This window comes from Nostoc sp. UIC 10890 (genome assembly GCF_054786515.1).
This window is the reverse complement of the sequence record NZ_JBSGKF010000003.1, coordinates 245,007-269,674: the sequence shown is the minus strand read 5'-3', so window position 1 is coordinate 269,674 and position 24,668 is coordinate 245,007. Positions and strand designations below refer to the sequence as shown.

At 39.3% G+C, this 24,668-nt stretch carries 16 protein-coding genes and 2 pseudogenes; 9 read left to right on the top strand and 9 right to left on the bottom strand.

Features of this window, described 5'->3' with window-relative positions; translation table 11 throughout:
* Nucleotides 1-27: 27 nt before the first annotated feature.
* The 3 genes from ACWATR_RS32370 to ACWATR_RS32360 all read right to left on the bottom strand — a co-directional run bounded on the left by ACWATR_RS32370 (nt 28) and on the right by ACWATR_RS32360 (nt 5,382).
* Nucleotides 28-1,275 (bottom strand): ISL3 family transposase, encoded by a 1,248-nt coding sequence (locus tag ACWATR_RS32370; protein WP_460342032.1) that lies wholly within the window; start codon nt 1,273-1,275, stop codon nt 28-30.
* Between the two features lie 131 nt (nt 1,276-1,406).
* Nucleotides 1,407-3,815, bottom strand: coding sequence for an AAA-like domain-containing protein (locus tag ACWATR_RS32365; RefSeq protein ID WP_460342029.1), 2,409 nt, complete (start codon nt 3,813-3,815; stop codon nt 1,407-1,409).
* The gene (locus tag ACWATR_RS32360; RefSeq protein WP_460342026.1) at nt 3,781-5,382 is read right to left on the bottom strand and encodes a hypothetical protein; all 1,602 of its coding nucleotides are present in this window, start codon (nt 5,380-5,382) and stop codon (nt 3,781-3,783) included. Before ACWATR_RS32360 ends, ACWATR_RS32365 begins: the two co-directional genes overlap by 35 nt.
* A gap of 56 nt (nt 5,383-5,438) precedes the next feature.
* Between ACWATR_RS32360 and ACWATR_RS32355 the strand changes: the two genes are divergently transcribed.
* Entirely contained in the window at nt 5,439-6,155 is a 717-nt protein-coding gene (locus tag ACWATR_RS32355) for a M48 family metallopeptidase (RefSeq protein WP_460342023.1), read from the top strand.
* A 179-nt stretch (nt 6,156-6,334) separates the two neighbouring features.
* Here the strand turns inward: ACWATR_RS32355 and ACWATR_RS32350 are convergent, their stop codons facing one another.
* The 3 genes from ACWATR_RS32350 to ACWATR_RS32340 form a co-directional block, all read right to left on the bottom strand.
* Nucleotides 6,335-8,023, bottom strand: a complete 1,689-nt coding sequence (locus ACWATR_RS32350) for a type IV pilin-like G/H family protein (protein ID WP_460342020.1) — start codon at nt 8,021-8,023, stop codon at nt 6,335-6,337.
* Nucleotides 8,024-8,120: 97 nt separating this feature from the next.
* Complete coding sequence (locus ACWATR_RS32345; RefSeq protein ID WP_460342017.1) at nt 8,121-10,250, bottom strand: strawberry notch-like NTP hydrolase domain-containing protein; 2,130 nt, start codon at nt 10,248-10,250, stop codon at nt 8,121-8,123.
* A gap of 279 nt (nt 10,251-10,529) precedes the next feature.
* Complete coding sequence (locus tag ACWATR_RS32340; protein ID WP_460342014.1) at nt 10,530-10,742, bottom strand: hypothetical protein; 213 nt, start codon at nt 10,740-10,742, stop codon at nt 10,530-10,532.
* Between the two features lie 180 nt (nt 10,743-10,922).
* On the opposite strand from ACWATR_RS32340, the gene ACWATR_RS32335 reads away from it, so the two are divergent.
* The 3 genes and pseudogenes from ACWATR_RS32335 to ACWATR_RS32325 all read left to right on the top strand — a co-directional run bounded on the left by ACWATR_RS32335 (nt 10,923) and on the right by ACWATR_RS32325 (nt 13,313).
* Nucleotides 10,923-11,636, top strand: coding sequence for a Crp/Fnr family transcriptional regulator (locus tag ACWATR_RS32335; protein ID WP_460342011.1), 714 nt, complete (start codon nt 10,923-10,925; stop codon nt 11,634-11,636).
* Nucleotides 11,637-11,872: 236 nt separating this feature from the next.
* Nucleotides 11,873-12,819: pseudogene (locus ACWATR_RS32330) on the top strand (RpoD/SigA family RNA polymerase sigma factor).
* Between the two features lie 242 nt (nt 12,820-13,061).
* Nucleotides 13,062-13,313, top strand: coding sequence for a hypothetical protein (locus ACWATR_RS32325; protein ID WP_460342008.1), 252 nt, complete (start codon nt 13,062-13,064; stop codon nt 13,311-13,313).
* Nucleotides 13,314-14,002: 689 nt separating this feature from the next.
* Here the strand turns inward: ACWATR_RS32325 and ACWATR_RS32320 are convergent.
* A complete protein-coding gene (locus ACWATR_RS32320; protein ID WP_460342005.1) occupies nt 14,003-14,173 on the bottom strand; it encodes a hypothetical protein in 171 nt (56 codons plus the stop codon).
* Between the two features lie 185 nt (nt 14,174-14,358).
* Here ACWATR_RS32320 and ACWATR_RS32315 point away from each other — a divergent pair, with 185 nt between their 5' ends.
* The 4 genes and pseudogenes from ACWATR_RS32315 to ACWATR_RS32300 all read left to right on the top strand — a co-directional run bounded on the left by ACWATR_RS32315 (nt 14,359) and on the right by ACWATR_RS32300 (nt 22,678).
* Entirely contained in the window at nt 14,359-20,283 is a 5,925-nt protein-coding gene (locus ACWATR_RS32315) for a trifunctional serine/threonine-protein kinase/ATP-binding protein/sensor histidine kinase (protein ID WP_460342002.1), read from the top strand.
* A gap of 333 nt (nt 20,284-20,616) precedes the next feature.
* The gene (gene tumA / locus ACWATR_RS32310; RefSeq protein WP_460341998.1) at nt 20,617-20,847 is read left to right on the top strand and encodes an antitoxin TumA; all 231 of its coding nucleotides are present in this window, start codon (nt 20,617-20,619) and stop codon (nt 20,845-20,847) included.
* Nucleotides 20,848-20,878: 31 nt separating this feature from the next.
* Nucleotides 20,879-21,220: pseudogene (tumE, locus tag ACWATR_RS32305) on the top strand (toxin TumE); the annotation flags it as partial.
* Nucleotides 21,221-21,439: 219 nt separating this feature from the next.
* A complete protein-coding gene (locus ACWATR_RS32300; protein WP_460341995.1) occupies nt 21,440-22,678 on the top strand; it encodes an AIPR family protein in 1,239 nt (412 codons plus the stop codon).
* Nucleotides 22,679-22,784: 106 nt separating this feature from the next.
* On the opposite strand, the gene ACWATR_RS32295 is transcribed toward ACWATR_RS32300, so the two are convergent.
* Nucleotides 22,785-23,036, bottom strand: coding sequence for a Rieske 2Fe-2S domain-containing protein (locus ACWATR_RS32295; protein ID WP_460341992.1), 252 nt, complete (start codon nt 23,034-23,036; stop codon nt 22,785-22,787).
* 356 nt (nt 23,037-23,392) lie between these two features.
* Entirely contained in the window at nt 23,393-23,890 is a 498-nt protein-coding gene (locus ACWATR_RS32290; RefSeq protein ID WP_460341989.1) for a GNAT family N-acetyltransferase, read from the bottom strand.
* Nucleotides 23,891-24,030: 140 nt separating this feature from the next.
* Between ACWATR_RS32290 and ACWATR_RS32285 the strand changes: the two genes are divergently transcribed.
* Nucleotides 24,031-24,615: a TetR/AcrR family transcriptional regulator gene (locus ACWATR_RS32285; RefSeq protein ID WP_460341986.1), complete on the top strand. Its 585-nt coding sequence runs from the start codon at nt 24,031-24,033 to the stop codon at nt 24,613-24,615.
* Nucleotides 24,616-24,668: the final 53 nt, after the last annotated feature.

Genomic DNA, 24,668 nt, shown 5'->3' with positions numbered 1-24,668 from the left:
TGGCTCTTCAGTACTTGTTATGCTAAACTAATAATTAAAATGCCAATTCAATAAACATCTTACTCTAAAATTATTAAAATTTCTGAACCCATAAGCTGAACGCTTAATTAGCTTGAGTTTGTTATTGATACCTTCAACAGCACCACTTGTTGTCCTATTATCAAAGTAAGCTACTATTTCATCAAACCATCGGATAAAAGTATTGTTACTATTTGGGAAATATTTTTTAGCTTTTGATAGCCATATACCCAATTTAAAGACTGCCGGATACCAATCATTTGTTTTATTAAAAACTCTTCTAAGTTTCTCTTTCAATTCATGCATTAATTTTAGACTAGGAGACACAGCTTTCACCTGAATAAGTTTATTTTTTTGCTCCTCGTTTAAATCTGACTCATTTTTAAGTAAAACATATTTACTTTTATTTAATCCTGATAATACTTGCTCCTGTTTGAATTTTTCTTTTGATGTCTTTGCTTTTTTTATTAACTCTTGTATATTTCGCTTTTCTTTTTTTCTCTGTGTATCTAATTCCTTATTTATCTGAACCATAACGTGAAATCGATCTGCAACTACTTGAGCTTCAGGCATTAATTCTGTCACTAAGTTTTTATAACCCTTCCATAAATCTATACTGACTTCCTCTATTTGCTCTAAGACTTCAGTTCCCCACTCTATAAGAGTTTCCTTTATTATTTCTTGAGTACGTCCACTTAAAATAGCAATCAATTTGGATGTATCCAAATCTATTAGTACTGCACAATAATTTCCTTTTCCTTTAACTAGAGCTATCTCATCAATTCCAAGTCTTTTTAATTTTAAAGGTTTTGAATTTGATAATTGTTCTGATGCGTCTTTCAACATACCTTCTATCTCTTCTGTTGTGACTATTCCTTTTGAAGCTACAGTGTGGATATCGTTTTCTAAAACTTCTTGTATTATTTTCTGTGCAAGCCGCTTTGTATAAGTTCTTTTCTTTCTGACAAAATCTAAATTTTCACTAAACGGTTTTTTACATATTTCACATTTGAATTGACGCCTATTAATTTCTAAAAATACTGGACGATCTCCAAAAGGTAAGTCTTTAACAATATGTCGATGATTTTGATGTAATTTCTGACTTGAGGTGCCACACCTGGGGCAAGTACTATATATTTTTTTTGATTCGGTTTTTAAAATAATTCCAATTCCATCGTGAATGCGATGTGATATAACTTTTATATCTCCTAAATCAAGAAGTTCTGTTAGAATTTTAATATCTCTTTTGCTGGTCATGACTGTAAATTTATATAAAAATAGTTGAATTCATATTTACAGTTAACAATAAATATTCTTTAGATGTCAATCACTATAGTACTTTTAGCAGATTATTGATATTTATTTTGACATTGTTTGATATCTATATCTTAATAATTTTGCATAACAAGTACTGAAGAACCAAACTTATTTAACTCAGCTATTTTTAAATATTTATTTATTTGAAGGATTTGTTTAAGAATTTGCGGATTAGGACTAGTTTCTTGAAATTTAAAAAGAGACTGGATTGAGTCTAGGTAGAAAATTTCTATAATCTCTCCAAAGGAAAAATCTATACCTGAACCGATATTGGTAAAATCATTGTTCAAATATTGGAAAGTATTAAATGCTTTTCTATAAGCAGACGATGCTCCTTGACTATCCCCTTGAAGTTTAAGCAGACGACCTTTTATATAAAAATTTTGTGAAAGAATTGCTAATTGGTAAGTATAATTTCTTTTATCTATATCTGTCTGTAATAGCTTAAAACTATCTGAAATTGCTTCATTCGCCTCTGTTAACTTATTAAGTTGCTGGTATGCCATTGAAATATTGTTCAGTAACATAGCTTGCTTTAATCTATAGTCTCGAATTTCAAAAGACAGAGATGCCTGTCTCCATGCTTGTTCAGCCTCAGATTGCTTCTGATTTGTGTATAATTCTCCACCCAGTGCAGATAGGCGCGAAACATTTTGAATTTCTTGTTTTGTCTGTTTGATCTCTATTTCGGCAAAAGCAACTTCCTGTTTAGCCTGTTGAACTCGCTGTTTAGCAGCCGTTTCATTCTGATTTGCGGTCTGAGCGTCTTGCTGTGCTTTTTTCAGTTTTGCTCTAGCTAGGGCAACTTCCTGTTTAGCCTGTTGAACTCGTTGTTTAGCAACCTTTTCATTCTGATTTGCGGACTGAGCATCTTGCTGTGCTTTTTTCAGTTTTGCTCTAGCCAAAGTAAATTCTTGTTTAGCCTGTTGAACAGTCTGAGTTGCTTTTGTTACTCTATCTTCTGCTACCGTTGCCTTTACTTGAGCTTGTAGAGTTTTCTTTCCTGCTTCTGTTACTTTTTTTTCTGCCTCTTTCTGTGCTTGTTGAGCCTGCTTCGCTTCTTTTCTTGCACTCCTAGCTTTTACAATTTCCTTTCCTGCCACAATCCCTAAGATAGCTGTAATTATTAAAGTTAAAACTAAAATAACAGTTCCAATACTAATCCGTTGTTGAGCCTTTTTATTAGCTTCAGCCAATACTTGATTCCTTTTTTCTACTGCTTCTCTATCCTGTTTTTCTCGTTTCAATGCAGCTTCTTGTTCTTTAGCAGCAATTTCCTTCTGAATTTCTTGCTCTTTACTAGCAGCTAAATACTGTTTATCCTGATAACTTAAATTTTTATCCCTTGCCCATACTTCCGCTTCTTGTAAAGCCTTTCCTCGCAGCAACCGTGATTCATCAACACCTCCAGAAGCGACCCAAAAGCGAAAGTTCTCAGAATAAGGACGCAAGTTATTTAATTGGTTATCAATCCAATTAAAATCAAATATCTCACGATAAATCTGGTTATAGATTCTCAGCTTATTCTGCTGTCTAACTACTAATCCTGAAAGCTGTAACTCGCTTTGCTCTAATGTTTCATCTGCTATTACCTCGGATTGCTCCTCAGCTAGTCGGACTTGTTGATACAGTTCTAGTAAATATCCTGCTCTTTGTTCATCGCGCAAAATTCTGGCTTGAATTGTTCGCAGGTGTTCAGGTTCATCAAGTGATTCCCAATTTTCAATAATCCGTGACTTGACAACTTGCTCTACTGAACGAGGGTTATCTTGTTCAGATTCTTCAACCATGAACTGACACAACTTCTGAGTCAGGAATGGTTGCCCCCCAGTCCACTGCAAAATCTCCTGCATTATCTCCTGGGAATTACTGAATTTACTCTGCAAACCCCTCTCTAACGGCTCAACCTCATGCATTTGAAAGCCCTTAAGGGAGATAGCCTTACCAATGTTAAACGGAGTACGCTGTTTATCTTCAATCAAATTACTAGGCGATGCTACCCCCAGTAAGCAGAAAGTGAGGCGATTATATTCAGGGTTATCAACTCGTTTGTTATAACAAGCACGAATCAATGCAAAAAAGTCATCTGTAGGAAAATTCAGACTGAGTACGCTATCAATTTCATCAATAAAGATAACGATATCTTCTTGAACTTCTACAAGTAATACTTCTTCCAAAAACTTGCGAAATCTTGTGACTAGCGAATTTAACTGATTCGCCTCCCACCAATCACCAAAATCTAAATCTAATCCAAAACTGTCAATGAGTGTGTCAATTAAATCTGCATACCATTGTTCGGGAGGGACATTCTGAATACCTCCAGCAGAAAGGTCAACTGCTGCACATTGTACGCCATCATCTCTCAATCGCTGCATGGTTCGCACACGCAAGCTGGACTTTCCACTATAGCGATATAGTCCTGCTACCCGACCACGGTGACGCCCATTACATGAAGTAAGATATAGAAAATATTTGGTCATTTAGGAAGTAAGTTTTACTAAGTAGTATATTTAATTCTGTCATTAATTCTTGATTGCACCAATATAAAGCTTTGCCTTCGTAATTGTTACGCTCAAGAGTATCTGATAACTCTATATCTCTAATAGTTAATTTCTCTAAATCTCTAACTTTATATATTAATAACCAATTAATTAAATACAATCGACTTATAAGATATTCATAAAAATGTTTACTATTTACTAGCTCTTCTATAGTTGTTAGCTCTAAGTTAGGAAAATAAGACTGGACGAAATCTATTAACTCACTATATTCATCTACGAGGCTTAAATTCAAGTATATATCTGGATCTATTAGTTCTATATTTAGTTTTTCAAGGCTATAATTAGGAATATCTCTTTTGGGTAATATCTCTTTTCTATTTGACATTAACTCCTTAATAATAGCTGTTAGCCTAGAATTTTCTGCTGAAAGTTGGTTGTTTTGTATTTCTTTCTCTTGTAACTGGGATTCAACTTTCGAAAGAGCCTGAGCTAACTTCCCGTCATTTGTATTAGAAACTTTTAAACTACTATTCTTAATCTCGTTTTCTAACCGTTTTTCTCGGTTAATTAATTCTAAATTCTGTTCTTTTATCACTTTTAAGTTTAATTCTTTTTCAATAATTATTCTTTCTATATTTTTAAGTTTTGCTTCAGTTATATCTTTCTCTTTTATAAAAGCTTTAAGAATAGATTCCTTCTCCCAACAATCTTTTTCTAACTTCTTAATACAAGTATCTTTTGTTTGATTTTGTATTTCCAAATCTTTAATATTAAGTTCTTTCCTAGCAAGATGGGTTTTTAGTTGTTGAATAGAATTATTATCTTTAGATTTCAATTGATTTTTATTTGCATTTATATCTATCAAACTTTGTTTGACTGATTTAATCTCATTAGCTTTTAAAGCTAACTCATATTCTAAAACTTTAATTGATTTAGTTAAATGATATTTTTCTTGTTTAATAGTTTGATTATCTTTAACAGCCTTATCTCTTTCTTTAATTAACAATTTTATACTCTGAATCATTAAGTCCCATGTCGCATATTCTAGGTCTTCCTTTCCTATAGCACCCCCTAGTTCTTCTACTAATGCCTTCTGGTTAGCTTCTAAAAATTTTATTCTTTGAGCAAAAGTATCATTTTCTCTACGTATTTTTATTGTAAGCTCCACTGCTTCTTTATATTCAGATTCTAAAATAAAGCTTTTTCTCTCTAATTCTTGAAAATTTTGTTCTATAGATTTGTTTTCTATTTTTAAATCATTAGAGATTTTTTGGAAAAATACATTATCACTCATAAAAAATTTAAGTTGTTTTTCTATTCCTTTAATCTGGATTATTAAATCAAATAAAATTTTATTAAATAAAATTAAATTTTTGATATTCTCAATTTCATCTGTTGCAGATATTTCTTTTAAAGAATTTAAAATATTATTGATTATATTTAATATTTGGTAAACTACTAGTGATACTAAAATGCTCAAAATCAAAATTGTACAAAGTATCATGCTAAAATCCTTTAGAGTTAATTTTTTAAGTAAACAGGACATATTTATTGTTCCCCTGTTACTGAATCTAATTAGCACTGAAGACTTTTTATATTGCTATGCCTATCCTGCAAATCGGTAAAACTAGCATTCCCTATACCGTGCGCTACAGTAACCGTACCAAGCAGCAGCGCATCGTTGTCACCCTTGAAGCAGTGGAAGTTGTTGCACCATCTGATACTCCTATAGAAAAAATTACAGCTTTCCTCGACAGCAAACGTCGCTGGCTATTCAATGCAGTTGAAGATTGTCGCTCGAAGCATCCGCCTAAAGCCCCTCAACGTTACGTAAGTGGGGCAAAAGTAATGTACCGTGGTCGCCGTTTAATGTTGCAGCTAGAGTCAGCCGATGTAGAACAAGTGACTATCGCTTGCAGAAGCCGCTTTTTTATTCAAGTACCTCATCAGTTGGCTGGAAATGAAAGAGAAGATGCTATTGAGCAAGCACTAACTAATTGGAAACGCGATCGCGCTTGGCAAGATATTCAGCACTTAACCAAAGTTTATGCCCGTAAGTTAGGTATTCAGTTACCACCTGTCAGGCTTTCAGAGCAAAAGCGAGTTTGGGGAACCTGCGGAAAAGATGGGGTAATTCGCATTAATTGGCAGTTAGTTGATGCGCCTTTCTCAGTCTTAGAGTATGTCGTGGCACATGAGATTGTTCACTTGTTGCACCGCAATCATGGTGATAGTTTTTGGGAATCCCTTTCATGCGTCATGCCTAACTGGAGAACGCGGAAGGCTCAACTGGAATCTTGGGAAGGGTACGGATGGTGAGGGAATAGGTGAGTGAGATAAGTGCGAGCGCTTGTATTGTCACTGTCTTCAGTTACTCACAGTTTACCAACTTTCTGTTGAATCGATTTTCTATTTCCTCTAGATATGCCAGCCAGCCCAAAGTGTACTTTTATAGGCTTTTGCACTCTTGCTCAATTCATCTCACTATAAGTTAAAATCTAAAGCTTAATAGAATCAGAAGAACATTGAATTTCATTTCCTACAATTTGGGGTGATGCAGGAGGGGTCTTTGTTGATGTATTGCTTTCGCAAACTCCAGCTAATGTAGTATCATTTCCATCAGAGTCTTTTATTATAAAGACTGTACCCGTATAACTTTTTAATCTATCTTCTTTAGCTGTAGCTGTAGCTAAAGTTTGAGTAGTATAACTATTAACAACCTCATATTTGTAATTGCTTGTTTCTGAGCGAATACCTATTTGTAATTCTTCTAAATTTGAAGAAAATTTATTCGATTCCAAAAAATAAAATTGCTGCGCTCTGTTAATTGAGCCTATATAAGTTTTTGCTTCCGATTGTTTTGCTTTTTCTAATTGACTATTGTATACCATTTGATTTTTTGCTTCTATAAATAGTTTTGGTACAATAATTCCGACTAAAATAAGCGCTAAAAATATATAGGATTTACGTGACTCCTTAAGGCTAAATAAATCTAAAAAATATTTTTTATAAGTTACATGGGTTAGATTTTCTCTCTCTGGAATAGCTGCGGCGGCTAAAATTAAACCTGTTCCTATAATTAGGATTACCCATCCCCACTGAAGCTGGATTGACTGCGCTGCTACATCCGCAATTCCTTTAAACATATTTCCAGCTAACTCATCTTCCATTTGCGATTTCAATTGTGAAATTCGCATTTGGAAATTGATTAAACCTAATAATAATACTCCTAAAGACGCAATTCCTGTCCACCAAAGCAATTTAAACTTTTCTTTTAAAGCTATAATTAGGGATATTATGGCTATACCGATTAAAATAACTCCATCTCCTTTTCCATTGTAAAAATAGTTAAAGCTACCTGCTATAGGAACACTAACGATAGGAGTAAATACACCAATGAATAAAATTATTGCTCCTAAAATTCCTAATGTTTTCCCTAAAACATTTTCAATATTGTCTAAGCTAACTGTGGTTCCATTAATACTAATATTTAAGGTTTGACTGCTTGATACTGATTTTGGAGTAGATATTTTTGAATTGCTTGACGATGATAAATCTATTTCTTGAGTCCAATCAGGGAAATCTTGTCCAGTCTGCTTGGCAAAAACCTTTATGGTTTTTATAAATTCTAGCTTTAATAAAGTTACTTCTCTACGTATAACTGTTACTGAACTTTGTTCTGGACATGGGTTTGATTCCAAAATTACTTGCAAACAGTTTTCTTTTAAATTAGCTTTAACAATAATATTTTTATGTTGTAAAGCAGTATTGAAAAGCTTTGTAATTGCATCTATATTTCCTTGTTTTGCGCTTTCTTTCAAACTATCTTGTGTTTCCTCTGCTTCTCTATCAGAGCTTACAAATTTCTCTGCTTTAGAAACAGATGATAGTTGGTTACTTACTTCAAACTCTTGACCCCATGCTGGAAATTCTTCTCCTGTTTGGATTGCGTAAACTTTAACTTTTTCAATAGCTGGAGAGCCTAACCCCTTTATACCTTTATGAATAAATGCCACCAAAGCTTGTTGGTTAGGAATTTCAGAAGACTCTAGTAGTACTTGCAAACAAGTATTTTTGAGGGTAACTTTTGCTGTAATATTTTTGGATTGTAATTGACGGTTAATTAGAGATGCAATTGCTGCTGCATTGCCTTGTTTAGCTAGTGCTAGAAAATTCTGCTGTACCATAAATAGTTAAAATAGAAGTAAAAAATTAATCTTCTATTTCAGTATTCCCTAGTAAGCTTGCTAACATAACAATAACACTGCAATTTAAAACTTTATTTTACTCCACCCCCTCGAATGAAAGGCTCCGCGCCAGATACAGTCCCAAAGCCTTGAGATCCCTGGCGACCACTTCCATCGCAGCGATACCACCGCCCTCAATGGATTCCACAAAATCCTCACGGGAGGTAAACGGAAAATCTCCAGTCTGCCAAAGTCCCAGGCGATTGGCGTATGAGAGATTTGAGACTTTAGTTGCACCAGTTGCAGAAACATAGATAACCCGTGCTGATGGCAGTGCGTTTTGCAACCGCAGCCCAACAATACCTTGCTGGGATGCTGCAACTATACCAAGTTTGCCCTCTTGTGCCATTGCATTGCCCATGCTGTGGCACTCGTCAAAGGAGATAGTACCCTCAAAATCTTTACCTGCCCATTCAACAATTTGCTTGAGCCGACTTTTACCGTTCTTTTGAGAACGTAGAGTTGAGTACGTGCAGAACAGAATGCCTTGGGTGAAGGGTATTGGATCGCCAAGCTTAATGTTACTCAGGTCGATGATGTCGCGCTCAGTACCACCCAGCGCACACCAATCTCTACGTGCGTCCTCAATAAGAGCAGAACTCTTTGATACCCAAATGGCTTTTCTTCGTTCCTGACACCAGTTGTCGAGGATGATTCCTGCACATTGTCTACCCTTACCAGCACCCGTCCCATCGCCTAAGAACCAGCCACGACGAAATTTAACGGCATTTTCTTCGCCAGTTGCCGCTACAGTCACATTATCCCATGAATCATCGACAATATAAGACCCAGAAAGAAATTCACAGTGTGCTTGACCTGCGTAGATAACGCTTTCAAGTTGTGCCTCTGACAACAAGCCTTGTGAGACAATGTTTCGCGGGAGATGCGGTTTGTAAGTGGGTGGGGGTGGCGAGACAAGTGCTAGGGCTGCACTCTCACAAAGTAAGGAGGGATGAGGTAAAGCGTCTTTGATTCGGATTCGCTGTGGGCGATAGGTTTCGTATAGGGTATCTTTCAAACCGTCGCTAGCCGTCCACTCGATAACCTCATATTCCAGCACTACTACGTTGTCTGGAAGAAAGGAGACTGTTTCTGGTTGTGCAACTGTAGTGCGTTTTGGCAATTGAACAACTTTTGCTCTCGCAGTAGCTTTGATATCTGAGCGTTCCCACGAAGATCGCTGTGGCAACTGCTCAATCAACGCCAGCAGTTCGGGCAAGTCCAAAGTTTCAGTAATACAAGGGATTTCGCTGGAGTCAGCCGGAACTTTGTCGATCACTGTGATTCTGGTATCGATTTGTGTACCATGCTTTGAGTACACCTTGCCGTTAACCCCGACTGACATTAAAACTCGTGCCTTCTCCTGCCACTTAAGGAAAGTCTCTCGCCAGCTTGGGTTAGCCGGAGAGAACCAATTGGCTGTGATTGTAACCAGCCGCCCACCGTCGGACAGTCTTTGCAATGCCGAGTTGATGTGGTTCTTAGTTGCGTCGGGATTGCGACTGTTGATTTTGGGAGATGCGGAGAAAGGTGGATTCATCAGAACAACTGAGGGCTGAGTCTTGCCAACCAGATAGTCGTTAATCTGTTCCGCGTTTACTGAGAATAGTGGAGTGCCAGGAAACAACCGACGCAGAATCTTCGTTCTATCGGGTGCAAGCTCGTTGAGCATCAGACTTGCACTGTGCAGTTTAGCCATTTGTGCTAACAAACCAGTTCCGGCAGATGGCTCCAGCATAAGGTCGCTGCTACTGATTTGTCCCGCCAATGCTACCAAGTATGCAAGCGGCAGAGGTGTCGAGAATTGCTGAAGCTGTACTGATTCTTCACTGCGCCGTGTTTGCGTTGGGCAGAGGGCTGTTAATTCTTCTAATTGTTGCACAACCACTTGAGGTTGTTGTGATAGAATCTTAATTCCCAGATGACGCAGATATAAGATTTGCGCCACTTCAATAGCTTCGTAAGCGTCTTTCCACTGCCACGCACCGGACGCAGCAGTGCCTAGAAAGTATCGATTCATTTGGGCTTGGATTGTCCTGGTGGAGATAGTCCGTTGCTCAATCAGTGATTTGGTGAGTTCTTGAGCAACGTTGAGGATTGATTGTCCGTAGTCCAGAACTGTTTCTAGGTCAAACAGAGTTCCTTGCGTGGCTATAAGGCTGACCATATCTATATATATGAATACATCACTTTCGCTTTGGCGTAGCCGTTTGAGCTAAGACGGGTTAGGTGGGAGTAGTCGGAGTCTGGGGAAAGGGATGATAACTGCTGGCGTGGGAACAAAATGGTGAGGAGATTGTGGTTCTAGAGTCCAGGTGTCGGAAATCTTCTCAAATGCGATCGCCCTTGGAGTGGCTTCTTGGATTTCCTGTTGTGGAATAGGTTGTGGGGAAGTTGCGGAAACTGTGGGCTGTTCAATAACCGATGGCTCCCATCCGAATGGCGGTCAGGGTACAACCCACAAACTATCCATGAAATCGAAAACCATCAGCGCAACAAAGCTGATAACGACTGCTTGGATCGTCAGCGTGAGAGTAGCTTGGATATCCATAATTAATTCCAAATGTTTGTGATTTTTCAATGTGGTGAGGCGTTGCAGTTGGGAAAGAAAGCGTGTGTTTGGTCGTTGCAACTCCCACTCTGGCTTTGGCGTAGCCATGAAAATTCCCATTCACAAAACGGGTGATTATGTTTACCCAGAGCATTGAAATCTTCTTAGCAAAGGCTAAGATTCAAAAAGTCACTAATTGCAATATGTATAGTTTGCTCTTGTTGTTATGCTTGAGGTTGACCTTTACTGTTAAACTATTTTGCTCATTAATGCCTGGAGGCATTTGTGATGTTTATTAATCAAGATACATCAATAAAAAAGCAAAATCGGCTGCTTGCCAAATTATCTCCAGATGAGATGGAACTTTTAGATCCTCATTTGGAAATAATCTCGCTTTCACACGGGCAGATGCTCATCGAGCCAAATGAGGCTATTCCTTATGTTTATTTTCCTGTTAACTCATTGCTCTCTATGGTAACGGTGATGGAGAACGGTTCAGCAGTCGAATCCGGTTGTATTGGACGTGAAGGGATGGCAGGTGCGCCAATTTTTTTGGATGCAAGCACGACACCGATGCAGACGCTGGCACAAATCCCAGGACAAGCTGTGCGTATCAAAGCGGATATCATCAAAAAAAAATTCGATAGTGGCGGTTCACTGCAAAAGCTTCTCCAGCGTTATATACATACAGTTATTGTCTTAGGTTCACAAAGCACAGCCTGCAACGCTCTTCATCATATAGAAGCAAGGCTGTGCCGTTGGTTGTTAATGAGCAGTGATGGAGTAGGGTCAGACTCACTTTTCCTTACACAGGAATTTCTGTCTACAATGCTCGGTGTTAGGCGTTCTGGAGTTAGCGAAGCTGCTAGTAAACTTCAGAGCAGGGGCTTAATCTCTTATAAGCGTGGGCAGATCCAGATTCTTGATAGAAAAGGCTTAGAAATAATTGCCTGTGAATGCTATAGCATAGTTAAGACAGAATACAAGCGCTTGTTTGGCTGAAGCTGTAAAATTATTTAAGCTGGCACTTTTCTATTAGGTGTAAGTTTTGCGCCATAACAGATAACCTTGAATAGCTTAGAGCTTATCTTTTACCTAAAATTATTATTTTATTAAAACTAGGATATTTATTTATCAAGTCTTTATTTGATTCTTTCACTATTCAGAATAGCTGAATTCTTACTAAAATATTTTACTCAAACGAAAAATAAAAGTATTCGTCACAATTATTTGAAAGTATGCCTAGCCCAACTACTGACTTAGTTCGCTCCTACCTCAAAGAAATCGGACGCTACCCTCTGCTAACTCCTGAGCAAGAAATTACAAATGCAAGGGCGTTGCAGCAGATGATGGCGATTGAAGAACAGCGCTCAAGCCTTGCACTTCAACTAAATCGAGAACCAAATGCAAGAGAATTAGCTACCTCACTTGGGCAAAGCGAAGCTGAAGTGGAGTTAATTCTTCATCAAGGGGAACGAGCAAAGCAGAAAATGGTGACTTCTAACCTACGGCTGGTGGTGGCGATCGCTAAAAAGTACCAGAACCGAAACTTAGAATTTCTTGATCTGATCCAGGAAGGTACACTCGGTTTATACCGTGGCGTTGAAAAGTTTGATCCAAACAAGGGCTACAAACTTTCAACTTATGCCTATTGGTGGGTTACTCAATCAATCACACGTGCCATCGCAGAACAATCACGAACTATTCGTTTGCCGATTCATATCAACGAAAAACTGAATAAAATCAAGAAAATACAACGGGAATTATCCCAGTCGTTGGGTCGAAAACCAACTGTAGTAGAAATTGCTGAAGAATTAAAGGTTAAACCAGAGCAGGTTCGAGAATATATTCAAGCAGACCGAAAGTTAGTTTCGCTAGAAATGCGCGTTTGGAATGAACAAGAAACAGAATTAAGCGAACTTTTAGCTGACGAAAAGATTTCCCCTTTGGAAGAATTAAATTCTTCACTAATGCGCCATAATATTAAAGAGTTGCTAGCATCCTTAGCTCCAATACAACGAGAAGTACTAACTCTACGTTTCGGCTAGAAAATGACCATCAACTGAGCCTAACTCAAATTGGAGAACGCCTTAACTTAAGCCGAGAAAGAATTCGCCAGCTTGAATATAAAGCGCTCTCTATTCTTCGCCGTCAAAAAAGTGATATTAAGGAGTATCTTAATTAAGTTAATCGCCATTCATTTTTCCAGAATGATTCGCTTATAGTCAGGGCTGAAGCCCTGCTTTTATGCAACTGAAATGCCGATTAGCTTAGATTGATTTCTCGCTCTAGTATCATCACGGACGTAAAGGTAATATTTCCCCAGGGCAATTATCCTTGTTTTAATCATGAAGATGATGCTCTGGCTATACTATTAGTCAAAAACAAGAAACTATATTTATAAATAGCAACTTAAAAAACTAATCAATGTCCAGCAAAACAATCGATGTCCGAGAGTATACCGTCAGAGCGCACAAGCGGGAAATTCATACTCGCGTTTTCAACTTTGTGTGTAAGCAGTGTGAACAACCCACACAACGAGAAACCTTTGGTGTGCGACCGCTCTACTGTGAAACATGCCGTCCTCCTCAACCTCCCAAGCAATCGAAAATAGTACCGATAGGTAAGAGGAAACCCAGGGCGATGACTTACAAGAGTGGGAAGGATATAGCTGGGTAATTTTTCGTTTTAAGGTTAAGAGCGATCGCTCCTACTCCTTAACTCGTTAATCGCATAAATGCCTGTAATAATTACGGAGCATAGCTTACAGCTTATCAAGTATGTCATTCGTTTCTAATGGCTCCCCGTTCTTTGGCTCAAAGAAAAAAGGTCTTGGCGATCAGGTTATGGGTGGCGCTCGCCTCGCCGCAAAGGAATCTTAAAAACCTCGCTGAGTTTTTAAAAGTTGAACTTGCTCGATGCCGAATGACCGATGACCGATGACCGATGACCGATGACCGATGACCGATGACCGATGACCGATGACCGATGACCAATGCCCGATGCCCGATCTAAATTTTCTTGGGTGCGATCGCGGAAAATCCCAAGCCCGAATTTTAGAGTGCGGCCGTCAATCGCTTGAAGTCGCCCAATTTTGATGCTTTGATGCCTCCACCCTGCTTCCATCATTCTATTAAGCTAATTTTCAATCATGGCTTGAACAATGACCGCGATGCCTACGGGGGGCTATTCGGCGTTGCACGAAAGTTCACCGTATGCCTTTCAGCGCTTGCCGAATTCTTTCATGTCGTACCCTGTTAACCCAAGACATCCAGGGATATAGCTTTACCCGATCACAATCTTGTTGATCGCACTTCGCTTAACATCTGTTTAAACAATATCAAAGCAAAGGTCTGACTGTAAAACATTTAACCGCAGATTAAACCGTAAGCGCGATCCATGTCTGATACCAATTCACTAAAATAATGAAACAGATGTGAATCCTGAAAGCCTTGCTGTATCTCAGTTTTATAATTGCGAATTGCGAATTGGTATGAGGCTTGTATTCCACGAATTAGCCCATACGTGTATTGCTGCATTGCTTGTAAGTCCTAACATTGTAGAAACTCTTAGTAATATTTGTACTGCTTACTACACATGAATGTAAGTTTTTGTCAATGCTCAAGTCCTAAAAAATATAAGTTGTATAATTTTTTACATCTACATAGAAAATTCAGGTAATCCTTTGGGAATACTAAATCCAAACATTTTAAAGATTTAGGGTATGACTAGCACTCTTGTTGAGAATATTCCCGGATATGACATCAGCGAAGAACTCTATAATGGCTCCCGAACCCAAGTTTATCGAGGTTATCGAAAAGTTGATCAACAACCAGTAGTCGTTAAATTACTGAAAAATCCTTATCCTAGCTTTAACGAACTTTTGTTGTTTCGCAACCAGTACACAATTGCCAAAAATCTCAACTCCCCCCTGATAGTCCAAACCTACAGTCTAGAACCTTGCCAAAATGGTTATGCACTAGTTATGGAAGACTTCAGGGGGATTTCTCTTAAGGAGTGGAGAACTAGAGAAACCAAACAATCTTTAGAAGAATTTTTAGTGATAGCGATCGCTCTGTGCAACATCTTAGATTTACTCTATCATCAGCGCATTATTCATAAAGATATCAAACCCAGCAATATTTTAATAAATCCCGAAACCAAACAAATTAAATTAATTGACTTTAGTATTGCATCGCTCTTACCACGAGAAACGCAAAGCCTAGTTAATCCGAAAGTATTAGAAGGAACACTTGCTTATATTTCTCCTGAACAAACAGGGAGAATGAACCGGGGAATTGACTACCGCACAGATTTTTATTCCCTGGGTGTGACTTTCTATGAATTGCTGACAAATGAGTTACCATTCCAGTCTCATGATGCGATGGAATTGGTACATTCTCATATTGCGAAAATTCCGCCACTCATACATGAAATTAATCGAGACATCCCCTTATGTATCTCAGAAATCGTTAGTAAATTGATGGCGAAAAATGCTGAAGATAGATATCAGAGTGCATTAGGATTGAAATTAGATTTAGAAAAATGTCTGACTAATCTAAGAGAAATCGGGGAAATTCAAAGTTTTGATATTGCTAGTAGGGATCTGTGCGATCGCTTCATCATCCCTGATAAGCTTTATGGTAGAGAAACCGAAGTTCAAACCCTACTAGAAGTATTTGAAAGAGTTAGCCTTGGTGCAACAGAAATGATGCTTGTTGCTGGTTTTTCTGGAATTGGGAAAACAGCCGTTGTTAACGAAGTGCATAAACCAATTATCAGGCAACGCGGCTACTTCATCAAAGGTAAATATGACCAATTTCAACGCAATATTCCCTTTAGTGCATTTGTACAGGCATTTCGGGATTTAATGGCACAACTATTGACAGAAAGAGACTCTCAAGTAGAAAAATGGAAAAATAAAATATTAGAAGCTGTTGGCGACAATGGACAAGTTATTATTGATGTTATTCCTGAACTAGAAGAAATTATTGGTAAACAACCACCAGCAATCGAATTATCAGGAGCAGCCGCAGAAAATCGCTTTAATTTATTATTTCAAAGATTCACCCAAGTCTTCACAACTAAAGAACATCCCTTAGTGATATTTTTAGATGACTTGCAATGGGCAGATTCGGCATCGCTGAAATTAATACAGCTATTAATGGCTAATACAAGCCATCTTTTCATCATTGGTGCGTACCGCGATAACGAAGTCACTCCAGCACATCCATTAATGTTGACTTTGAATGAAATTGCGAAATCACAAACAAATATTAATACGATTACTTTAGTACCACTGAGTCAAGAGCAAGTCAATAAGTTAGTAGCTAACACACTCAAATGTTCAGAAGATATAGCATGGCATCTTTCTGTATTGATTTATCAAAGAACTCAAGGAAATCCGTTTTTTGCCACACAGTTTCTTAAAGCATTACATCAAGATGGATTAATTCAATTTGATTTTGAGTTAGGCTTTTGGCAATGCAATTTATCAGAAGTGGCGGCTCAAGCAGTTACAGATGACGTTGTAACTTTTATGAGTTTACAACTGCAAAAATTACCGTTATCAACTCAATATGTTTTGCAGTTAGCAGCTTGTATTGGCAACTCTTTTGATTTAGCAACTTTGGCGATTGTTTCGCAGCAATCAGAAATTGAGACGGCTGCGGCTTTGTGGAAAGCTTTGCAAGAAGGGTTGATTTTACCAATTGGTGATATTTATAAGTTTTATCAACAAGAGTCATTAGTCATTAGTCATTGGTCACTAGACAACAGCGAACAAATGACCCTTACGGGTACTCTTCGAGAACCCGTAAGGGGAACGGCAGTTGCTACTCTGCGAGAAGCCGCGCAGAGCGCGTCTACAAGTCGGGGAACCCGCCCAACGCACTGCCTCACAAATGACCAAGGACAAATCACAGTTTCTTACAAATTCTTACACGATCGCATCCAGCAAGCCGCCTATTCACTAATTCCTGACAACCAAAAACAGGTAACTCATTACCAAATCGGACAACTGCTATTGCAACAGATTTCCGCCCAAGCTAGAGTTGACCGGATTTTTGAAATCGTCAATCAATTAAATCACGGAACTGCTTTAATTACCCAATCAACAGAACGGGAAAAATTAGCTCGACTCAATTTAATTGCCTGTCGCAAAGCCAAAAGTTCGACCGCCTATCAAGCCGCGCGTGAATATACCGCCGTGGGATTATCTTTGTTGGGAGAGCAAGCTTGGCAACAACACTATGAAATGACCCTCGCTTTCCATGAATTAGCGGCAGAAGTGGCAATGCTGGGTGGTGATTTTGAGGCGATGGAACAGTTCATTAATATTGTCATTGAACAGGTCCATGACTTACTGGAAAAGGTCAATGTTTACCGCATTAGGATTCAAGCCAAGGTTTCCCAAATGCAATTTACTCAAGTATTGGGCATCGGCATCAATCTCTTACAACAATTGGGGATAACGATGACCGAATCACCCACAATGGCAGATATTCAGCAATCAATCCAAGAAATTAGCGAATTCATTGGCGACCAAAAAATTGAAGATTTTGCCGATCTCCCTGTCATGACCGATGCCAAAAAAATAGCCATTACCCAGATTGCCAGCAGTATCATGGGAAGTGCTTACAGCTGTGGCTCTCTTTTGTATCCATTATTAGCGACCTTGGTCGTCAAATTATCTCTACGACACGGAAACATCTCTGTTTCTGCTACTAACTATGCTTGCTACAGCCTGGTTCTCTGTAACATCAAGAAAGATATAGATTTAGCTGCACAGTTTGGCCAGTTAGCATTGGATCTCGCTTCAAAATTCGATGATAAAGCACCGAAACCTGAAGTATTTTTACTACTAGGTGGTTATATTCTCCACCGAAACTATCACATCAAAGAAACCTTACTCCTTTTGGAGGAGGGCTACACGCTGGGGCTAGAGATTGGCAACCTTGAATATGCTGGATATTGTGTTCAAACTTTCTGCCGGAATGCTTTTTACTGCGGTCAACCCCTTGCTGAGTTGGAGCAAAATACACGCAATTACTATCATGCTTTAGTGCAATTGAAGCAGTTAGGATCGGCAAATTCCTGTGCGATCTATTGGCAAGCAATTTTAAATTTACTGGGTTTTGCAGAGCATCCCACTATTTTTTCTAGCTCTGCACTCCAAGAGACGGAATTTCTGCCTCTGCTGCGGTCTGCAAATGATTGGCATGGCTTATATATGTTTTACTCATATAAGTTGACCCTTAGCTTTTTGTTTGGGGAAGTTGAGGCAGCAAACAACCTTGCGCTTGAGTGCAGAAACTATTTCATGGGAGGTGCAAGTACAGTTGGCGAACCTGCATTTTATTTCTATGATTCTTTGATTGCTCTAGCACAATTGACTCAACACTCAGGCGAAGTATCAACCACATTAGAGCGAGTAGCAGAAAACCAAACTCTTTTACAGCACTGGGCGCACTATGCCCCAATGAACTATCAGCATAAGGTTGATTTGGTAGCAGCCCAAAAATGTCGAGTCTTAGGAAACAAAGCCGAAGCTAGTGAACTATATGATCGGGCAATATCTGGAGCTAAAGCCAATGAATATATCCAAGAAGAAGCACTGGCTAACGAATTGGCAGCAAAGTTCTACCTAGATTGGGGTAAACAGCGTATTGCCCTTGAATACATGATTGAAGCTTATTATGGTTATGCGCGTTGGGGAGCAAAAGCCAAAGTCATTGACTTAGAAAAACGCTATCCCAAATTACTCGCCCCCATCTTACAGCAAAGCCATTCTGTTGTTTCAACTAACGAAACTATCTTCTCCTTGGGGAGTGTCACATCTACCAGTTCTAGCAGCAGTGTCTCAGATACTCTAGATTTAAAAGCTATTCTCAAAGTATCTCATACTATCTCTGGTGAAATCGAACTAGACAAACTGCTTTCATCGTTACTTTCCATCATCATCGAAAATGCTGGGGCTGATAAATGTGTATTAATGCTGTTGCGAGACAATCGCCTGCTAATTAAAGGTGCAATTACCCAGGGAACAAACCCAGTGGTATTGCAGAGAATTCCTGTTGAAGAAAGTCAAGACATTCCCCACAAGCTGATTTACAAAGTCAAGCACAGTCAACAAACGGTTGTCTTGTTGGATGCAACCGCAGATACCACCTTAGCCAATGACCCCTATATTGTGCGTCAGCAGCCTCAAAGTATCTTGTGCAGCCCGATTTTGCATCAAGGTAAGTTAATGGGTATTTTATATCTGGAAAATAATTTAACCACAGGGGCATTCACAAGCGATCGCGTCGAAATACTGAATTTAATTTGCGCTCAAGCTGCCATTTCTCTAGAAAATGCCCGACTTTATGAATCTGCTCAGGAATATGCCCAAAAGTTAGAGCAATCTTTTGTCGAATTGAGCGCCAGTAATTCTCGTTTTCATAACTTGGTAGATAATATTCCTGGGGTTGTTTCTCAATTTTGTGTGTCTGCTGATGGTGCAATATCTCTACCGTACATCAGTGCAAATTGTGATAAATTATACGAAATTCCCGCCTCCCAAGCGATCGCCAATGTGCAGGCTATTGTCGATTTAGTGCATCCAGAAGATGCTGCTACTTACCAGCAGTCGATTGCCGACTCAATGCAAACTTTGACTCCTTGGCAATGGACAGGTCGAATTGTCACACCTTCGGGAATTGTTAAGTGGATTCATGGCGAAGCACGCATTCAAAAACTTGTTGATGGCACAATTTTGTGGGACGGCTTATTGTTAGATATTAGCGAACGCAAACGAGCAGAACAAGAACTACAACTTGCCCAATTACAAATTATCCAAAGTGAAAAAATGTCAGCTTTGGGTAATTTAGTCGCTGGCGTTGCCCATGAAATGAATAATCCTCTTGGTTTTATTGCTGCTACTCTCAAACAAACTAAACCCAATTTAGCTGACCTGACTGAACATCTCAAACTCTATCAAGCAGTTCTTGAAAATCCTGGTGATGAAATTCAAGACCATGCGGAGGAAGTTGACCTAGAGTATCTTTTGGCAGACTTACCTAAAACAATCGATGCAATGGTCATGGCGTGCGACAGGTTGAAAAATATTAGCACTAGCTTGCGGACATTTTCTCGCGCTGACAAAGACTACAAAGTAAAATTTAATCTCCATGAAGGTATTGACAGCACAATTTTAATTCTCAAGCATCGCCTCAAAGCCAACGAACAACGCCCAGCAATTGAAGTAATTACTAACTATGGTGATTTACCTTTAGTCAACTGTTTTCCTGGGCAATTAAATCAGGTGTTTATGAATATTCTTGCCAATGCTATTGATGCGTTAGAAGAATCAAATATTGGTAAGTCTTTTGCAGAGATTAAATCTTATCCTAACCGCATCACAATCACAACATCAATCATAGATTATCAATGCGTAAAAATATCAATTGGTGATAACGGCAAAGGCATGAGTGCAGAAGTCCAAGAAAAAATATTTGACCATTTATTTACTACCAAGGGAGTCGGTAAAGGTACGGGATTAGGATTAGCGATCGCCCGTCAAATTGTCGAAGAAAAACACGGTGGTAAAATTACAGTTAATTCTGTTCTGGGCGAGGGGACAGAGTTTATAATTTCTCTTCCCATATAGAGAGATTGTTCGTAAAGAGCCACTATTCATCAGGGCAAACGCATCTAAAGTATAAGAATCCTTTAATAACAAGGGTTTCGGCGTTTTTTAATTTAGCCTGTTTTTTCGTCAATATCCTTATTCGGCAAGGGTTTCAGAAATACCGCGCGTTTGCCCTGCACTATCCATGAAAATCTGAAATCCTTGCACGATAATGGAGCTTAACGCATATAGCAACGCCACAATAGCTATCAGTTGATGAGAATTTGCCTAATTTTCATAGCGCTCGATGAGGAAATTTTGAAGTGGCGCTGACTTATAATCAAAATATGATGATTTTGAAGTAGAGATAAAATGCGTAAACAGACCATTCAATATACAACATCCTTAGATGCTTTGGTTGCCATTGCCAAGCGACTAAGTGTGTATGAAAACCAGCAAAAAATGGACTCTGAAGATTTTTTTTATCAGTATAATCAGGGAACATTACCAGATGATGTTCTATTTATAGAATGGGCAAATGATTACCGCCATTATCTGGCTTTGCGTCAAGAAATAGAGCAAAGATTGAACTATGCTGCCTAACATTCTATCTGATTATTGAAATCAAGTAGAACAAGCAATTGTTGAATGCCCAAATATTTATGTAGAACGTTATGAAGAAGAAATTTTAACATCCCTTCGGGCTAATTTAAGAATTAGATTGCGTTTAGCTCAAACACACTTATTAGAAATAAACGAAGCTATAGTAATCACAGACAATCAGTTGGAATTTCTTGATTATCGCTACCATTTTCAGAATGAACGAAATTGCCTAGTTTTTCGTTATGATAGTACGCCGCATTTTCCTGATATCTCTACCTTTCCGCATCACAAGCATTTACCAAATGATGTGATCAGTTCTCAGAAACCGGAAATTACTCAAGTATTAAAAGAAGCAACCGAATTATTGAAATAGGTGGATAAGTTTCTGTACTAAGAACCAAAGAAGGTATCTTATCTCTAAACTAAACAAAATTAGAGAAAATTTTCATGCTAGTAAATAACAGATTTAATACAGCTAGATTGGGGATGTTTATAATTTGGCTAGTTTGGTAGCTTACTAGTCGTGAAGAAAGAGAATAATTAAGATTACAGCAGCGCTAACATAGAATTTAATTCCATCAAGAAATAAAGTATGCCCAAGACTTGGAACATCAAGATAGATAACTATTTTCAAGCTAACCCAAACTGCATCATCGCCACCGCCCATGTAGACAGCTTCCCGATAGACCTGCCGCTAGAACCGAACATCCGGGAACCAAACCGTAAAAGCGCGACCTACAGACAAATCTTCGACTCACTAACCACCGAACCTGGAAAATTCTTCTCTCGCCACAGTGGAATCGTTCTGTCAGCTAATATTGCTAAACCTGTTAAGAACAAAACTGAACTGGAGCTAGAAGTTTTAGAAGCTAACGAGGGAGGTAGCGACGGTATTATCAACGGAGGACATACAGTTTTAGCATTTGAGCAAGCGAAAAATTACAAATATGACCTAACCGAAGCCAGGGTAAAAGTTACGATCCACATCGGACTGACTGAAGAATCAGCCAAAGATATAGCCCTGGCCTCCAACACGACAACGCCAGTAGATTCTCGCTCCAAAGTCAACGCCAGGGGTGATTACAAATTCATCAAGCAGTATTTAGCTCAGTTAGAACAGAAGGAAGATAGAAAATTCCGCATCGCCTATTACCAGAATCAAAGCGGCGCTCCCAGAAACGCTCAGTGTAATGTCACCCATTTGCTGAAGCTCCTTTACTGCCTCGACAGAAATAAATACAACCCCGACGGCAATAAACGAACTAAACACCCAGCAGGGATGAGTCTTCCAAGTAACATCACAGACGCAGAAAGGGAAAGATTAACCGCTTTACTGCCTCTGTTAACTCATGCTCTGTGGATAGAGCAAAGACTCTACGAAATAATCCAAGACTATATCAGCAACCCCAGAAGAAAGGGTGTCAACGATCTAGCATCAATTGATATACGTAAAACTACATTGTTGCCTGACAGTAAGTATTCATTCGGGTTTGGTGCGCCAACCGACCTCGCACTACCGATAATTGCGTCCTATCGGGTATTTTTGGACAAGGACTATAAATGGATTCTGCCGTTTAACGAATTTGCCGAAGATTTCCTCCAACACCTGTGGACTAATTACTTCCGCAAATACTTGGTATCGGAGAAAACAGCAGGAAATACAGTCGGTACAAAAATCAGCCGTAATCAAGAGATTTGGGAAAGTTTGTATATATCAGCGCAAAGTTATCTAAATCAGCACTTGGTTAAAATGGTCAACTCTAGTAAGCAAGAAGAAGAATCGAAGGTAACACAAGGTAGAAAAAGGCGTTTGCAAGCAGATAAGAAATGATGAAACCCTTCATAGGCGGGCCTTGAAGAACACTTATTGACTCATCGCCTAAAAATTGCTCTCATGCTCTCTGGAGGAGCAGACGTGAGGTAAGTTGAAGTTGAAGCTAAAATTTCTTTAAATCTTTCACTGTCGGACCGTGTAAAACTTCCCCCTTGCAACTGAAACGTGAACCATGACAGGGACAGTCCCAACTTTTCTCCGCACTGTTCCAAGCAACAACACAACCCAAGTGAGAACATACCGCAGAAACAGCGTGTATTTCTCCTGTTTGATCTCGGTAAGCGGCAACTTTATCACCATCGACAGTGACTAGCTTTCCTTCACCGATAGCCACATCTTGCAGAGATTTACTCAATCCCTTGAGGCGATCGCCTACCCAATGAGCGCCAACTTCTAAATTTTGCTTTATACCTTGTGGAGTTACCTCCTGGGGAAGCTTTCAATCAGATTGAAGAACTTTGGGAAGAATTAAAACGTACTAAAGATGGGCTAATAATTGACGAGAAGTATTAAATGTTTATCAAATCATGGAATTAACTAAGAATTCAGGAGTCAGAATTCAGGAACCAGAATATTTCAAAAATCAGGATAAGAAGATGAGGGATAAATATTCCAACCATATTAAAGTCCTTTTTAATTCTGACTTTTGACTCACCTCGGCTGTGTGATCGCTCTCCTCTAACAATGACAGCAGTCACATCAAGCAAGCGCTTACTGGTGCTGAACGGACAGCGCCTTGCGGTAAACGATTTTGTCAGCGCCCGCTTGATAGAAGTCACGTATCCGTGCTTCTTCTTCATAACCGCACTTGCGGTAGAACGTTCGCGTGCGCTCGAAGTCCGGCGTACCTGATGTTTCCACCAGTAGTATACGCCCGCCGCGTCTGATCAATGTTTGCTCAACGTAGCGTAGCAGGGTCGCACCACGTCCTTGTCCTTGTCTGTCAGGTTGGATAGCAATCAACTGTAGATTCCACGTCCCATCGGTCATTCGTTCCATCTCACAGTAAGCGACCCCGATCGCTCCATTGTCATCGTCGGTAATCCAAAAGCGTTTGCCGTCTCGCAGAGAATCACTGTCGCTGCTACCACCGAAGTAATCGGACAGTATTTCACCAAGCTCCTCAAGTTGGTTTGGTTCAAACAGTCCGGTTGCGTCGGCTAAAGCAATCAGCGCAGTCGTGTCATCGGGTATGGTCGGTCGAATCATCGCAAACTCCGTGTGCGTGTAAAACAGGTTAGCCTCTGGAGGAAATATTACAACAGTTGTTATGTCGCTTTAAAACATAACAACTGTTGTGATAAGATGTCAAGATGCTTGTTTCATGTTGCTGTAAACCGAGGAGAGCTATGAGTTATGACGATCGCCGTATTGAAGTCGCTAAAGCGGCATGGCGGGTGATTGTCCGTGAAGGATTGGATCGCGCTAGTATGCGGGCAATCGCGCAAGAGCTTGGCTCTTCGACCGGGGTTGTTACCCATTACTTTCGAGATAAAGAAGAACTCACCCTATTTGCCCTAGAACAAGTGTTTGAAAACGTCTTAGAGGACATGAAAACCTGTGCCCAGGGACGGCAAGGAATTGACAGACTAGCACAGATGATTTTTGTGGCTCTGCCTGTGAAGGACATTGACAAAGTTGATTGGAAGGTTTGGGTGGCATTTTTGGGCTATTCTATCGGGCGCGAACGCCTTGTCCAGGAACACCGAAAACGCTATGACTTCTTACGGCAGATTATTTGTCAAGAGTTAGTTGACTTACAAAAAGCCAAAGTGATTCGAGCCGATCTTGATTTAACCCTTGAAGCCAATGCACTCATCGCCCTAGTGGATGGTATTGGCACTGGTGTTGTCATTTCTCCTGAACAGTTCTCCGCAGATCAACAACAATATCTCGTGCGGCGGCATATCAACGCTTTATTGACACCATCTTAAACACCGATGCGTAAGTTTTAAGTTACTACCAACTCGACCAAATGAGGCTGCCT